The organism is Rathayibacter sp. VKM Ac-2927, assembly GCF_022815525.1.
Lineage (GTDB): Bacteria > Actinomycetota > Actinomycetes > Actinomycetales > Microbacteriaceae > Rathayibacter > Rathayibacter festucae.
Genome location: NZ_JALGRT010000009.1, coordinates 141,362 through 156,425 on the forward strand (window position 1 = coordinate 141,362; position 15,064 = coordinate 156,425).

The window sequence follows — 15,064 nt, forward strand, 5'->3', positions numbered from 1 at the left end:
TCCACCTGCACGTGCACAGCGAGTACTCGATGCTCGACGGTGCCGCCCGGGTCAAGCCGCTGATCGACGCGGCGGTGGAGGAGGGCATGCCGGCGATCGCCGTCACCGACCACGGCAACGTGTTCGGCGCCTTCGACTTCTGGCGCACCGCGACCGCGGCGGGGATCAAGCCGATCATCGGCACCGAGGCGTACATCACGCCCGGCACGCACCGCTCGGACAAGACCCGGATCCGCTGGGGCGACGGCGGCGGGGACGACGTCTCCGGCTCGGGTGCCTACACGCACATGACGCTGCTGAGCTCGACGACGACCGGCATGCACAACCTCTTCCGGCTGTCCTCGCGCGCCTCGATCGAGGGCTACTACTTCAAGCCGCGGATGGACCGCGAGATCCTCGCCGAGCACTCCGAGGGCCTCATCGCGACCACCGGCTGCCCGAGCGGCGAGGTGCAGACGCGACTGCGCCTCGGGCAGTACAAGGAGGCGCGCCAGGCGGCCGCGGACTACCGCGACATCTTCGGCAAGGAGAACTACTTCGCCGAGATCATGGACCACGGCCTCGACATCGAGCGCCGCGTCATCGGCGACGTGATCCGGCTGGCGAAGGACCTCGATCTGCCGCTGGTGGCCACGAACGACCTGCACTACACCCACGCGCACGACGCCACCTCGCACGCGGCGCTGCTCTGCGTGCAGTCGGGCACCACGCTCGACGACCCCAAGCGCTTCAAGTTCGACGCGGACGAGTTCTACCTCAAGTCCCCGCGCGAGATGCGCCAGGTCTTCCGCGACCACCCCGAGGCCTGCGACAACACCCTGCTGATCGCCGAGCGCTGCGACGTGCAGTTCGACACCTCCGCGAACTACATGCCGCGCTTCCCCGTCCCCGAGGGCGAGACCGAGGACACCTGGTTCGTCAAGGAGGTCGAGGCCGGGCTCAACGAGCGCTATCCGGACGGGATCTCCCAGGAGGTGCGCGACCGCGCCGACTACGAGACCCGCGTCATCCTGCAGATGGGCTTCCCGGGCTACTTCCTCGTCGTCGCCGACTTCATCAACTGGTCCAAGCGCAACGGCATCCGCGTCGGCCCGGGCCGCGGCTCCGGAGCCGGCTCGATGGCCGCCTACGCGATGAAGATCACCGACCTCGACCCGCTGAAGCACGGCCTGATCTTCGAGCGCTTCCTCAACCCCGACCGCGTCTCGATGCCCGACTTCGACGTCGACTTCGACGACCGTCGCCGCGGCGAGGTCATCCGCTACGTCACCGACAAGTACGGCGACGAGCGCGTCGCGCAGATCGTCACCTACGGCACCATCAAGGCGAAGCAGGCGCTCAAGGACGCGTCGCGCGTGCTCGGCTTCCCGTTCGGGATGGGCGAGAAGCTGACCAAGGCGATGCCGCCCGCGATCATGGGCAAGGACATCCCGCTGACCGGGATCAACGACCCCGAGCACCCGCGCTACAAGGAGGCGCTCGACGTCCGGAACGTCATCGCCGAGGACCCGCAGGCGAAGCTCGTCTTCGAGACGGCCCTGGGCCTTGAGAACCTCAAGCGCCAGTGGGGCGTGCACGCGGCCGGCGTGATCATGTCGAGCGATCCGCTCAAGGACATCATCCCGATCATGAAGCGGGAGCAGGACGGCCAGATCGTCACGCAGTTCGACTACCCCGCATGCGAGTCGCTCGGCCTGATCAAGATGGACTTCCTGGGGCTGCGGAACCTCACGATCATCGACGACGCCCTCGACAACATCCGCGCCAACCGCGGTCAGGACCTCGTCCTCGAGGACCTCGCGCTCGACGACCCGGCCGCCTACGAGCTGCTGGCCCGCGGCGACACGCTCGGCGTCTTCCAGCTCGACGGCGGGCCGATGCGCGGGCTCCTGCGCCTGATGAAGCCCGACAACTTCGAGGACATCTCCGCGGTCCTCGCGCTCTACCGGCCGGGCCCGATGGGTGCCGACTCGCACACCAACTACGCACTGCGGAAGAACGGCGTCCAGGAGATCACCCCGATCCACCCGGAGCTCGAGGAGCCGCTCGCCGAGGTGCTCGGCGGCACCTACGGGCTGATCGTCTACCAGGAGCAGGTGATGTCGATCGCGCAGAAGCTCGCGGGCTTCACCCTGGCGCAGGCCGACCTGCTCCGCCGCGCGATGGGCAAGAAGAAGAAGTCCGAGCTGGACAAGCAGTTCGAGGGCTTCTCCGGCGGCATGGCCGACAACGGCTACTCGATGGCCGCGGTGAAGACCCTCTGGGACATCCTGCTGCCCTTCTCCGACTACGCGTTCAACAAGGCGCACTCGGCCGCGTACGGCGTCATCTCCTACTGGACCGCCTACCTCAAGGCGCACTTCCCCGCGGAGTACATGGCCGCGCTGCTCACCAGCGTCGGCGACTCCAAGGACAAGATGGCCGCCTACCTCAACGAGTGCCGCCGGATGGGCATCAAGGTGCTGCCGCCGGACGTCAACGAGTCGATCGGCTTCTTCACCGCAGTGGGGCCCGACATCCGCTTCGGCCTCGGTGCCGTCCGCAACGTCGGGACCAACGTCGTCGAGGGCATCCGGGTCGCCCGGGAGGAGAAGGGGCGCTTCGAGTCGTTCCACGACTTCCTCCGCAAGGTGCCGCTCCCGGTCGCGAACAAGCGCACCATCGAGTCGCTGATCAAGGCGGGCGCGTTCGACTCGCTCGGCTCGACCCGGCGCGCGCTCGTCGAGGTGCACGAGGACGCGGTCGAGGCCGCCGTCGGCGAGAAGCGCAACGAGGCCAACGGGCAGGTCGGGTTCGACTTCGACAGCCTCTGGGACGAGCCGCAGGCCGCGATCCAGGTGCCGACCCGGCCGGAGTGGGCCAAGCGGGACAAGCTCGCCTTCGAGCGCGACATGCTCGGCCTCTACGTCTCCGACCACCCGCTCGCCGGGCTCGAGACGGAGCTGGCCAAGCACTACAGCACGACGATCGCCGACCTGCTGGTCTCGGAGTCGATCGGCGACGGCGAGACGGTGGTCGTCGCCGGACTCGTCACGAGCGTGCAGCACCGGATGGCGAAGGCGTCGGGCAACCAGTACGGGATGATCCAGGTCGAGGACTTCGGCGGTGAGATCACCTGCATGTTCATGGGCAAGGCGTACCAGGAGTTCGCTCCGGCGCTGACGAACGACTCCATCGTCGTCGTGCGCGGCCGCGTCAGCATGCGCGACGACGGCATGAACCTGCACGCGTTCAGCCTCTTCGCTCCCGAGATGAGCCAGGACGGCGACTCCGGGCCACTGACCGTCTCGATGCCGGAGTCGCGCGCGACCACCGACACCGTCTCGCAGCTCAGCGACGTGCTCATCCGCCACTCCGGCCGCACAGAGGTCCGCCTCAAGCTGATCAAGGGCGACACGGCCCGCGTCTTCGAGGTCCCGTTCCCGGTCCGGATCACCCCGGACCTCTTCGGCGAGCTGAAGAGCCTGCTGGGTCCGAACTGCCTGTACTGAGCCGCGCCGACGCGGCGCGCGCTGCACATGCTGGTCGAGTAGCCGCGCAGCGGCGTATCGAGACCCGGTGACCGGCGTGCGGGCGGTGGTGGATCTCGATACGCCCGCTGCGCGGGCTACTCGATCAGCATGAAGCGGGCGGGGCGCGTGCGCTGCGCATGCTGGTCTACTAGCCGCGGAGCGGCGTCTCGAGACCCGGCGACGGATCGAGTCCCGCCGTCGGCGGCGCGGGAAGGCGCCCGCGGGGGAGCGGCGCGAGCGCGGCCGGTAGGCTGGGGCGGCCATGATTCAGACTCTCGATCTGCGGGGGCGACGTCCGTCCGCCGCCGAGCTCCTCGCCCTCGTTCCGCGCAATCCGGGCACCTCTGCCGCCGTCGGGCCCGTCGTCGCCGAGCTGATCGCCGACGTCCGCGCGCGCGGCGCCGAAGCGCTGCTCGAGCAGGCGGAGCGCCTCGACGGTGTCCGCCCGCCGCACCTGCGCGTGCCCGCCGAGGAGATCGCCGCGGCGGTCCGCGACCTCGACCCCGCGATCCGCGCGGCCCTCGAGGAGGCGATCGTCCGCGTCCGCAAGGCCAGCGCCGCGCAGATCCCGCCGGCCTGCACCACGGTGCTCGACGACGGGGCCACCGTCACCCAGCGCTGGCAGCCCGTCGGCCGCGCCGGCCTCTACGTCCCCGGCGGCAAGGCCGTCTACCCCTCCAGCGTGATCATGAACGCCGTGCCCGCCCAGGTCGCCGGCGTCGGCTCCGTCGCGATCGCCTCGCCGCCGCAGAAGGCGTTCGGCGGCTCCGTGCACCCGACGATCCTCGCCGCCGCCGGGCTTCTCGGCGTCGACGAGGTCTACGCCATGGGCGGCGCAGGAGCGGTCGCCGCCCTGGCCTACGGCGTCGACTCCCTCGGCCTCGACCCGGTGAGCATCATCACCGGTCCCGGCAACGTCTGGGTCACCACCGCCAAGCGCCAGGTGCTCGGCCAGGTCGGCATCGACTCCGAGGCCGGACCCACTGAGATCCTCGTCATCGCCGACTCCAGCGCCGACCCGCGCCTGATCGCCGCCGACCTGGTCAGCCAGGCCGAGCACGACGAGGCCGCCTCCGCCGTGCTCGTCACCGACGATCCGGCCCTCGCCGAAGCCGTCGGCCGCGAGATCGTCGAGCAGGCCGGGCGCACCCAGCACTCCGAGCGCGTCGGCATCGCCCTCTCCGGTCCGCAGTCGGCCCTCGTGATCGTCGACGACCTCGAGATCGCCTGCGCGTTCAGCGACGCCTACGGCCCCGAGCACCTCGAGCTGCACACCGTCGATCCCGAGGCCACCGCCGAGCGGATCCACGACGCCGGCGCCGTCTTCCTCGGCCCGACCACCCCGGTGAGCCTCGGCGACTACCTGGCCGGTTCCAACCACGTGCTGCCGACCCTCGGGCAGGCGCGCTTCTCCTCCGGTCTCGGCGCGCACACCTTCCTCCGCCCGCAGCAGCTCGTCTCCTACGACCGCGCCGCCCTGCAGCGGGTGGCCCCGCACATCCGCGCGCTGAGCGACGCCGAGGCGCTCCCCGCGCACGGCGACGCCGTCGACGCCCGCTTCGCCTGACCTCGAGAGGCACCCGAGATGTTCTGCCCCTTCTGCCGGCACCCCGACTCCCGCGTGATCGACTCGCGCACCAGCGACGACGGCCTCTCCATCCGCCGCCGCCGCCAGTGCCCGTCCTGCGGCCGCCGCTTCTCCACCACCGAGACGGCGAGCCTCGTCGTGATCAAGCGCAGCGGAGTCGTGGAGCCGTTCAGCCGCGAGAAGATCGTCAGCGGAGTCCGGAAGGCCTGCCAGGGCCGCCCGGTCACCGACACCGACCTCGCCGTGCTCGCCCAGCGGGTCGAGGAGAACCTCCGCTCCACCGGCGCCTCGCAGATCGACGCGAACGACATCGGGCTCGCCATCCTCGTCCCCCTCCGCGAGCTGGACGAGGTCGCCTACCTGCGCTTCGCGAGCGTCTACCAGGCGTTCGACTCCCTCGACGACTTCGAGTCGGCGATCGCCCTGCTGCGCGCCGAGCGCCCCGCCGCCCTGCACACCGCCGACGAGCTGTGAGGGCCGCCGTGTACCCGCTGCTGTTCTCCACCGTGCTCAAGCGCCTCGATCCCGAGCGTGCGCACCACCTCGCCTTCCCGGTGATCCAGGCGCTCGGCCCCGTCGCCCCGCTCGTCCGCCGGCTCACCGTGCCGCGCGCCGACCTCTCGGTCGAGGCGCTCGGCCTGCGCTTCCGGACGCCGTTCGGTGTGGCCGCCGGCTTCGACAAGGACGCGACCGCCGTGCTCGGTCTCGGCGCGCTCGGCTTCGGCCACGTCGAGGTGGGCACGCTGACCGCCCGCGCCCAGCCCGGCAACGACCGCCCGCGTCTCTTCCGGCTGATCGCCGACCGCGCGCTGATCAACCGGATGGGCTTCAACAACCACGGCGCCCGCGCGGCGGCCGGGCGCCTCGCCCGCCTGCGCAGTGCCCGGGGCCGCCCCGTGATCGGCGTCAACATCGGCAAGAGCCGGGTGGTCGACGTCGACGACGCCGTCGAGGACTACCTGGTCAGCGCCCGGATGCTCGCGCCGCTCGCCGACTACCTGGTCGTCAACGTCAGCTCGCCGAACACCCCGGGTCTGCGCGGCCTGCAGGAGATCGACAAGCTCGAGCCGCTGCTCGCCGCGGTCGCCGAGGCGGCGGACACGACTCCGCTGCTGGTCAAGATCGCGCCGGACCTCTCGGACGAGGAGGTCGTCCGCGTCGCCGAGCTCGCGGTGCGCCTCGGCCTCGCCGGTGTCATCGCCACGAACACCACCCTGTCCCGCGAGGGACTGCGCACCGACCGCGCCGTCGTCGAGCGTGCGGGAGCGGGCGGGCTCTCCGGCGCTCCGCTCGCCGCGCGCGCACTCGAGGTGCTGCGGGTCATCCGTGGTGTCGTCCCCGCGGGGTTCTGCGTGATCTCCGTCGGGGGAGTGGACACAGCGGAGGACGTGCAGGAACGGCTCGACGCCGGCGCGACGCTGGTGCAGGGCTACTCGGCGTTCGTCTTCCGCGGTCCGCTCTGGGGCCGTCAGATCAACCGCGGGCTCGCCAGGCTGCGCGCCGCGTAATCCGAGGCCGCCGGGACCGGTCCGGCCTCTGCCGGCCCGGTTCGCGCAGCCGGGTCAGGCCGGGAACGCTCCGCGCTTGACCTGAGGCTTGGGCAGGCGCATCACGCGCAGCTGCAGGGCGCGCATCGCGGCATACCACGGGATGCCCTTCTCGACCTTGTCGGCGCCGCCGAAGCGCTCGGCGAGCTTCTTCTTCAGCCGGCGGCCGAGCAGGATGCAGTCGAGGACGGCGAGCAGGAAGAACGCCCACAGGATGATCAGCGTGAGCGAGGCGAGCTCGGGCTGCGGGAAGAAGCTGATCAGCAGCACGACGACCATCACCGGGATGAGGAACTCGCCGAAGCTGAAGCGCGCGTCGACGTAGTCGCGGACGTACTTGCGCTGCGGGCCCTTGTCGCGCACCGGCAGGTAGCGCTGGTCACCGGCGGCCATGCCGACGCGGGCCTGCTCGCGCAGCTCCGCGGTCTTCACGCGGGCGTCCCGCGCGGCCTGCTTGCGGTCGGTCACGACCAGCGGACGCTTGCGGGCGAGCTCCTGCTCGCGGCGCGTCGGGGTCGGCCGGCCCTTCCCGATGGCCGTCACGTCGGCGTCGTCGGGGGTGTCGGGTGCGATCGGGTGCTTGGCCACAGGGGAACGTCCTTGGAATCGAGGGTCTCTTAAGATTACCTCCATGGCTCACGACGCTCCGACTCCGTCCTCCACCCTGTCCGCCGCCGAGGAGGAGGTGCTCGCCGCCGTGCGCGACGACCTGCCCCGCTCGCTCGGCGAGCTGGGCCGGCTCGTCCGGATCCCCTCCGTCTCCTGGGACGGCTTCGACGCCACCCGCGTCGCCGCCAGCGCCGAGGCGATCGCCGAGCTCGCCCGGGAGACGGGTGCCTTCGACGAGGTCTCGATCCGCAGCTCCACCATCGGCGACTCCGACCTCCTCGGTCAGCCCGCCGTCCTCGCGACGCGGGCCGCCCGCAACGGCGCACCCACCGTCCTGCTCTACGCCCACCACGACGTCCAGCCGCAGGGGGCGGAGGAGGCGTGGGAGACGCCGCCGTTCGAGCCGACCGTGCGCGGCGACCGCCTCTACGGCCGCGGCGCCGCGGACGACAAGGCCGGCGTGGTCTCGCACCTCGCCGCCGTCCGGGCCCTGCGCCGGGTGGCGGGCGACGACCACGACCTCGGCCTCGTGCTCTTCATCGAGGGCGAGGAGGAGTTCGGCTCCCGCTCGTTCCCGACCTTCCTCCGCGAGCACCACGACGCGCTGCGGGCCGACGTGATCGTGGTCGCCGACAGCGACAACTGGGACATCGACACCCCCTCGCTCACCGTGGGCCTGCGCGGCAACGTCACGCTGACCCTCACCGTCCGCACCCTGGAGCACGCTTCGCACTCGGGCATGCTCGGCGGCGCGGTGCCCGACGCGATGCTCGCGACGATCCGCCTCCTCGACACGCTCTGGAACGAGGACGGCTCGGTCGCGGTCGCCGGGCTCACCGAGCACGACGGTGCGGTTCCGGAGACCACCGAGGAGGACCTGCGCCGCGACTCCGGCCTGCTCGACGGCGTGTCGCCGATCGGCTCCGGACCGCTCCTCTCCCGGATCTGGTCGAAGCCGTCGATCACGGTCACCGGCATCGACGCGCCCAGCGTGGTGGACGCCTCCAACACCCTCAGCCCGTCCGTGCGGGTCAAGATCAGCGCCCGCATCGCTCCCGGGCAGGAGGCGCAGGAGGGCTTCACCGCCCTCGAGCGGCACCTGCGGGCGCACGCTCCGTTCGGGGCCCACCTCGAGATCGCCGACGTCGACACGGGGGAGCCCTTCCTGGTCGACACCTCGGGCTGGGCCGTCGGCCTGGTCGAGCAGGCGATGGCCGACGCCTGGGGCCGCGCGCCGCTGGAGACCAGCGTCGGCGGCAGCATCCCCTTCATCGCCGACCTCGTGCGCGAGTTCCCGGACGCGCAGATCCTGGTCACCGGTGTCGAGGACCCGGACTCGCGCGCGCACAGCCCCAACGAGTCCCTCCACCTCGGCGTCTTCCAGCGCGCGGCGCAGACGGAGGCGCTGTTCCTGCTGCGCGCCGCCGAGCACCGGGCCTGAGCGATTCGGAATAGCCCGGCCCGCGCCCGGGTTGCCACCGTAGAATCGTCGGCAGCACGCCGTCCGATCCCGCCAGCGCTGTTCACGCTCGGCTCCGTTCCGACCGATCCCACCGAGGAGTGACATGTCCGACACGACACTGACCGCCAGCACCACCACCGCGGCGCACGGCGTCTCGATGACCCCCGTCGCCGCCGCGAAGGTGAAGAGCCTCCTCGAGCAGGAGGGCCGCGACGACCTGCGCCTGCGCGTCGCCGTCCAGCCCGGCGGCTGCTCCGGCCTGATCTACCAGCTCTACTTCGACGAGCGCACGCTCGACGGCGACGCCGCGGTCGAGTTCGAGGGCGTCGGCCTCGTCGTCGACAAGATGAGCGTCCCCTACCTCGACGGCGCCTCGATCGACTTCGAGGACACCATCCAGAAGCAGGGCTTCACCATCGACAACCCCAACGCCGGCGGCAGCTGCGCCTGCGGCGACAGCTTCCACTGATCACCCGCGGCGACACGCCGCACGGCCCGCTCGAACGGCGCCCGACTCCCCGCTCCGGCGGGCGGCCGGGTGCCGTTCGCCGTTGCAGCACCACTTCGGCGAGAGGTCAAGAGCGGGTGCCGGTGCACTCCCTGCCGACGACGGCGGGTAGGCTAGGGCCGGTCTAATACAGTTTCGTGTGAACTGGTCCCCAGTCTTCCGAAAGGTCACCGGTGCGCTTCAATCGCCGTCTCCGCCGATGGGTCGCAGTACCCGTCGCAGGAGCTCTCGCCCTCGTCCTCGCGGGCTGCACGCAGGAGCAGCTGCAGGGCTGGCTCCCCACTGAACCCGGCACGACGAACCACGTCGACCGGGTCATCGGACTCTGGGTCACCTCCTGGATCGTCCTGCTCGCCGTGGGTGTCATCACCTGGGGCCTGACGATCTGGGCGGTCGTCGTCTACCGCCGCCGGAAGGGCCAGACCGGCCTCCCGGTGCAGCTGCGCTACAACCTTCCGATCGAGATCTTCTACACGATCGTGCCGCTGATCCTCGTGATCGGCTTCTTCGCCTTCACCGCGCGCGACCAGGCCGCCATCGAGCAGGCCTACGACGACCCGGACGAGACCATCCAGGTGTACGGCAAGCAGTGGGCGTGGGACTTCAACTACGTCGACGAGGACGTCTACTCCGCGGGCATCCAGGGCCAGTACGAGGACAGCGCCGACGGCGCCGGCTCGCTGGTCGAGTCCGAGGTCCCGACGCTCTACCTGCCGGTGAACCAGAAGATCAAGATCCAGCTCGACGCCCGCGACGTCATCCACTCCTTCTGGGTCGTCGACTTCCTCTACAAGAAGGACATGATCCCCGGCAAGACGAACTACATGTACGTCACGCCGCTCAAGGAGGGGACCTACGCCGGCAAGTGCGCCGAGCTCTGCGGCGAGTACCACTCCGCAATGCTCTTCAACGTGAAGGTCGTCTCGCAGGGCGAGTACGACGACTACATCCAGTCGCTGCGCGACGCGGGCCAGACCGGCCAGCTCGGCGCCGAGTACGACCGCAACAGCAACCTGCCCGGCACCGGCGCGCCGGCCCGCACCGAGAACGAGGAGTAGAGGGAGCATGAGCACCGCCACCGCACCCGCCCCGTCCCGCTCATTCGGCACACCGCCGGTCGAGCGCAAGGCGAACGTCCTCGTTCGCTGGATGACGTCCACCGATCACAAGGTCATCGGGTACATGTACCTGATCACCTCGTTCATCTACTTCTGCATCGCGGGCGTGATGGCCCTCGTCATCCGCGCCCAGCTCTTCGAGCCCGGCCTCGCCGTGGTCGAGACCCGCGAGCAGTACAACCAGCTCTTCACGATGCACGGCACGATCATGCTGCTGATGTTCGCGACGCCGCTCTTCGCGGGCTTCGCCAACGTCCTCATGCCGCTGCAGATCGGCGCTCCGGACGTCGCGTTCCCGCGACTCAACGCGTTCGCCTACTGGCTCTACAGCTTCGGCTCGCTGATCGCGGTCGCCGGCTTCATCACCCCGCAGGGCGCCGCGTCCTTCGGCTGGTTCGCCTACGCGCCACTCTCGAGCACCACGTTCTCGCCAGGGCTCGGCGGCAATCTCTGGGTCTTCGGCCTGGCGCTGTCCGGCTTCGGCACGATCCTCGGTGCGGTGAACTTCATCACCACGATCATCACGATGCGCGCCCCCGGCATGACGATGTTCCGCATGCCGATCTTCACCTGGAACATCCTGGTGACGTCGATCCTCGTGCTGCTGGCCTTCCCGGTCCTCGCCGCCGCGATGTTCGCCCTCGGTGCCGACCGCGTGTTCGATGCGCACATCTACGACGCGGCCAACGGCGGCGTGCTGCTCTGGCAGCACCTGTTCTGGTTCTTCGGCCACCCCGAGGTGTACATCATCGCGCTGCCGTTCTTCGGCATCGTCTCCGAGGTCTTCCCGGTCTTCAGCCGGAAGCCGATCTTCGGCTACAAGACGCTGATCTACGCGACCATCGCGATCGCCGCCCTGTCCGTGACCGTGTGGGCGCACCACATGTACGTCACCGGCTCGGTCCTGCTGCCGTTCTTCTCGCTGATGACGATGCTCATCGCGGTCCCGACCGGCGTGAAGATCTTCAACTGGATCGGCACCATGTGGCGCGGATCGGTGACGTTCGAGACCCCGATGATCTGGGCGATCGGCTTCCTGATCACCTTCACCTTCGGTGGCCTCACCGGCGTCATCCTCGCCTCGCCGCCGCTGGACTTCCACGTGTCCGACTCGTACTTCGTCGTCGCGCACTTCCACTACGTGGTGTTCGGCACCGTCGTGTTCGCGATGTTCTCGGGCTTCTACTTCTGGTGGCCCAAGTGGACCGGCAAGATGCTGAACGAGACCCTGGGCAAGTGGCACTTCTGGCTGCTGTTCATCGGCTTCCACACCACCTTCCTCATCCAGCACTGGCTCGGAGTCGTGGGCATGCCCCGCCGCTACGCGAGCTACCTGCCCGAGGACGGCTTCACCTGGATGAACCAGCTGTCGACGATCGGCGCGATGATCCTCGCGGTCTCGCTCATCCCGTTCTTCCTCAACGTGTACATCACGGCCCGCAAGGCGCCGAAGGTCACTGTGAACGACCCGTGGGGCTTCTCTCGCTCGCTCGAGTGGGCGACCTCCTGCCCGCCGCCCCGGCACAACTTCACCTCCATCCCGCGGATCCGCAGCGAGGCTCCGGCCTTCGACCTCAACCACCCCGAGGCCGGCATCCCCGTCGGCATCGGCCCGGCGAAGGACGCTCCGGACGCCCCCACGTACGACAAGTCCGAAGGCACGGTGAAGTAGGGCCATGCGCGCCAACGTCAATCTGTTCTGGCTGCTCGCCGGGTTCTTCCTCCTCGCGGACGTCACCTATATCCTCTGGTCGCTGATCGACACCGGCCAGGTCGAGTGGGTCGGCACCGTGGGCATCGCGCTCTCATCGGTGCTGGGCGGTTTCATCGCCTTCTACGTCGGCCGGGTGCACAAGGCCCAGGGCGCCGAGCTGCCCGAGGACCGCCTCGACGCCGACATCGACGACGGCGACCCAGAGCTGGGCTTCTTCAGCCCGTGGAGCTGGTGGCCGCTGATCCTCGGCGGCTCCGCTGCGCTGGCCTTCCTCGGCCTCGCGGTCGGCTTCTGGATCACCTACATCGCGGTCGGCCTCTTCCTGGTCGCCATCGCCGGCTGGGTGTACGAGTACTACCGCGGGTACTTCGCCCGCTAGGCGGACTGCACGGCTCCGAGGGCCGGGTGCAGGAGGCTTCGATCTCCGGCACCCGGCCCTTTCGCGTGGCGCGAGGGAGCCCGCAGGGCGGGTCTGGGCGTCTGAGGTCTGCCTCCGAGCGTCCAACACACGGACGGGCGCGAAACAGGCTTTGAAGGGCCCCCTGAGGCCGCCCCGACTCCACTCGTGCTGTCACTGGGCCGCGAGCGGACCCGTCACGCGCCTCAGCCGACTGCCTGCATCCGTTCCGATAGTCCGGAAGCGCGGAGCACCCTTCATGCTGGTCGAGTAGCTCCGCAGGGGCGTGTCGAGACCTGGCTTCCGCAACAGGGCGAGTCTGCAGAGTCGTGTTCTGATGGTGGTGGATCTCGATACGCCCGCTGTGCGGGCTACTCGATCAGCATGAGGGCGGCGGTGCTGTTCTTGCTGGTCGAGTAGCCCCGCAGGGGCGTATCGAGACCCGGGGTCCTCAGGAGGGCGGGTCTGCAGAGTCATGTTCTGATGGTGGTGGATCTCGATACGCCCGCTGCGCGGGCTACTCGATCAGCATGAGGGTGGCCGTGCTGTCCATACTGGTCGAGTAGCCCCGCAGCGGCGTATCGAGCCCCGGGGTCCTCAGCAGGGCGGGTTTGCAGACTCGTGTTCTGGCGGTGGTGGATCTCGATACGCCCGCTGCGCGGGCTACTCGATCAGCATGAGGGCGGCCGTGCTGTCCATGCTGGTCGAACAGCCCCGTAGGGGCGTATCGAGACCAGGGTCCTCAGCAGGGCGGGTCTGCAGACTCGCGTTCTGACAGTGGTGGATCTCGATGTGCCCGCGGTGCGCGCTACTCAGTCAGCATGAGGGGGCGGACTCTGCCGTGCGGGGGTGCCGCTCGACCGGTGGTGTCCGCGCTCTGTGAGGGGTGGTCGAACAGGGGACGACGAAGGGCCCGGACGCTGTGCGTCCGGGCCCTTCGGGGGAGGAGTCAGTGCTCGCTGTGCGAGCTCTCGAGCTCCTTCTGGGTGACGGGGGTGATCCGGTCCTCGAAGAACCAGCGGGAGAGGCCGGCGCGCACGCGCTCCGGGGCGGTGATGCGGCCGCGGGAGTCCGGGCGGATCATGAGGGGCTCGTACTCCTCCTGGCCGACCAGCTTCCAGCGCTCGTACGCGTCGAGCTGCTGGTGCACCTCGATGAACTCGCCGCCGGGAAGGCGGACGATGCGACCGGACTCGAAGCCGTGCAGGGCGATCTCGCGGTCCTTCTTCTGCAGGGCGAGGCAGATGCGCTTCGTGACGAAGTACGCGATGACCGGACCGGCGAAGAGGAGGAACTGCAGGGCGTGGATGACGCCCTCCATCGTGAGGTGGAAGTGCGTCGCGATGATGTCGGAGGACGCCGCAGCCCAGAGGACGGCGTAGAACGTGACTCCGGCGGCACCGATCGCGGTGCGGGTCGCGGCGTTGCGCGGGCGGTCGAGCAGGTGGTGCTCGCGCTTGTCACCGGTGATCCAGGCCTCGAGGAACGGGTAGAGCAGGACGACGACGATGAACAGCCCGACCACGGAGAGCGGCAGGAGGATGTTGAACGAGATCGTGCCGAGGCCCGGGATCGCCCACTCGAGTCCCGGCGGGACCAGACGCAGGGCACCGTCGGCGAAGCCGATGTACCAGTCTGGCTGGGTGCCGGCGGAGACGGGGGAGGGGTCGTACGGGCCGTAGTTCCAGATCGGGTTGATCGTGAACAGCGAGGCGATGAGGACGACGACACCGAAGACGATGAAGAAGAATCCACCGGCCTTGGCGGCGTAGACCGGGAGCACCGGGTAGCCGACGACGTTCTGCTCGGTCTTGCCCGCACCGGGGAACTGGGTGTGCTTGTGGACGACCACGAACACGAGGTGCAGAGCGATGAACGCGAGCACCAGCGCCGGCAGCAGCAGGATGTGCAGCGTGTAGAGGCGGCCGACGATGTCGGTGCCGGGGAACTCGCCGCCGAAGAGGAGGAACGAGACCCAGGTTCCGACGATCGGGATGCCCTTGACCATGCCGTCGATGATGCGGAGGCCGTTGCCCGAGAGCAGGTCGTCCGGGAGGGAGTAGCCGGTGAAGCCCTCGGCCATCGCGAGGATGAAGAGGACGAAGCCGATGACCCAGTTGATCTCGCGGGGCTTGCGGAACGCGCCGGTGAAGAAGATGCGGAGCATGTGCAGGCCGATCGAGGCCACGAACAGCAGGGCCGCCCAGTGGTGGATCTGCCGCATCAGCAGGCCGCCGCGGATGTCGAACGAGATGTCGAGCGACGAGGCCATCGCCGCGGACATCTCGATGCCCTTGAGCGGCAGGTAGCTGCCCTCGTAGTGCGTCTCGACCATGGAGGCCTGGAAGAAGAAGGTGAGGAAGGTGCCCGACAGCAGGATGATCACGAAGCTGTAGAGCGCGACCTCGCCGAGGAGGAACGACCAGTGGTCCGGGAAGATCTTGCGGCCGAACTCCTTGACGACCGCCGAGATGCTCGTGCGCTCGTCGATGTAGTTCGACGCGGCCCCGACGTAGCCCTTCTGCAGCTTGCCGCTGCCGAGGATGACGCCGTCGCCGGGCTCTGCGGGCGATGCCGCGGGGCGGGAAGGTGTGGTGGTGGACATGTGT

11 protein-coding genes are annotated in these 15,064 nt (G+C 69.4%); 9 read left to right on the top strand and 2 right to left on the bottom strand.

The genetic code is table 11. From position 1 onward, the window contains the following. Positions 1-29 precede the first annotated feature (29 nt). The 4 genes from dnaE (at position 30) to MT353_RS21070 (ending at position 6,608) form a co-directional block, all read left to right on the top strand. Complete coding sequence (dnaE, locus tag MT353_RS21055) at positions 30-3,491, top strand: DNA polymerase III subunit alpha (protein WP_243600275.1); 3,462 nt, start codon at positions 30-32, stop codon at positions 3,489-3,491. A gap of 283 nt (positions 3,492-3,774) precedes the next feature. After that, positions 3,775-5,079, top strand: coding sequence for a histidinol dehydrogenase (gene hisD, locus MT353_RS21060; RefSeq protein ID WP_243625834.1), 1,305 nt, complete (start codon positions 3,775-3,777; stop codon positions 5,077-5,079). Positions 5,080-5,097: 18 nt separating this feature from the next. Then, on the top strand, positions 5,098-5,574 hold the full coding sequence (nrdR, locus tag MT353_RS21065) for a transcriptional regulator NrdR (RefSeq protein WP_123446147.1): 477 nt from the start codon (positions 5,098-5,100) through the stop codon (positions 5,572-5,574). Between the two features lie 8 nt (positions 5,575-5,582). Next, entirely contained in the window at positions 5,583-6,608 is a 1,026-nt protein-coding gene (locus MT353_RS21070; RefSeq protein WP_243625859.1) for a quinone-dependent dihydroorotate dehydrogenase, read from the top strand. 54 nt (positions 6,609-6,662) lie between these two features. Here the strand turns inward: MT353_RS21070 and MT353_RS21075 are convergent, their stop codons facing one another. Further along, positions 6,663-7,235 (bottom strand): DUF3043 domain-containing protein, encoded by a 573-nt coding sequence (locus tag MT353_RS21075; protein ID WP_243587142.1) that lies wholly within the window; start codon positions 7,233-7,235, stop codon positions 6,663-6,665. A 43-nt stretch (positions 7,236-7,278) separates the two neighbouring features. Between MT353_RS21075 and MT353_RS21080 the strand changes: the two genes are divergently transcribed. The 5 genes from MT353_RS21080 (at position 7,279) to MT353_RS21100 (ending at position 12,437) form a co-directional block, all read left to right on the top strand. Further along, entirely contained in the window at positions 7,279-8,697 is a 1,419-nt protein-coding gene (locus tag MT353_RS21080; RefSeq protein ID WP_243625835.1) for a dipeptidase, read from the top strand. A gap of 124 nt (positions 8,698-8,821) precedes the next feature. Next, positions 8,822-9,187, top strand: a complete 366-nt coding sequence (gene erpA / locus MT353_RS21085) for an iron-sulfur cluster insertion protein ErpA (protein WP_123446151.1) — start codon at positions 8,822-8,824, stop codon at positions 9,185-9,187. 212 nt (positions 9,188-9,399) lie between these two features. Further along, positions 9,400-10,284, top strand: coding sequence for a cytochrome c oxidase subunit II (gene coxB, locus MT353_RS21090; protein ID WP_243625836.1), 885 nt, complete (start codon positions 9,400-9,402; stop codon positions 10,282-10,284). Between the two features lie 7 nt (positions 10,285-10,291). Then, positions 10,292-12,016: a cytochrome c oxidase subunit I gene (ctaD, locus tag MT353_RS21095; RefSeq protein WP_123446153.1), complete on the top strand. Its 1,725-nt coding sequence runs from the start codon at positions 10,292-10,294 to the stop codon at positions 12,014-12,016. A gap of 4 nt (positions 12,017-12,020) precedes the next feature. Beyond that, positions 12,021-12,437, top strand: a complete 417-nt coding sequence (locus MT353_RS21100) for a cytochrome c oxidase subunit 4 (RefSeq protein ID WP_123446154.1) — start codon at positions 12,021-12,023, stop codon at positions 12,435-12,437. Positions 12,438-13,404: 967 nt separating this feature from the next. On the opposite strand, the gene MT353_RS21105 is transcribed toward MT353_RS21100, so the two are convergent. Beyond that, a complete protein-coding gene (locus tag MT353_RS21105) occupies positions 13,405-15,060 on the bottom strand; it encodes a ubiquinol-cytochrome c reductase cytochrome b subunit (protein ID WP_132436337.1) in 1,656 nt (551 codons plus the stop codon). Positions 15,061-15,064: the final 4 nt, after the last annotated feature.

Excerpts from the sequence above, each read along its gene's own strand:
- MT353_RS21100 (WP_123446154.1), top strand. The coding sequence starts at position 12,021 with ATGCGCGCCAACGTCAATCTGTTCTGGCTGCTCGCCGGGTTCTTCCTC.
- nrdR (WP_123446147.1), top strand. The coding sequence starts at position 5,098 with ATGTTCTGCCCCTTCTGCCGGCACCCCGACTCCCGCGTGATCGACTCG.
- erpA (WP_123446151.1), top strand. The coding sequence starts at position 8,822 with ATGTCCGACACGACACTGACCGCCAGCACCACCACCGCGGCGCACGGC.
- dnaE (WP_243600275.1), top strand. The coding sequence starts at position 30 with ATGCTCGACGGTGCCGCCCGGGTCAAGCCGCTGATCGACGCGGCGGTG.
- MT353_RS21105 (WP_132436337.1), bottom strand. The coding sequence starts at position 15,060 with ATGTCCACCACCACACCTTCCCGCCCCGCGGCATCGCCCGCAGAGCCC.
- ctaD (WP_123446153.1), top strand. The coding sequence starts at position 10,292 with ATGAGCACCGCCACCGCACCCGCCCCGTCCCGCTCATTCGGCACACCG.
- MT353_RS21080 (WP_243625835.1), top strand. The coding sequence starts at position 7,279 with ATGGCTCACGACGCTCCGACTCCGTCCTCCACCCTGTCCGCCGCCGAG.
- hisD (WP_243625834.1), top strand. The coding sequence starts at position 3,775 with ATGATTCAGACTCTCGATCTGCGGGGGCGACGTCCGTCCGCCGCCGAG.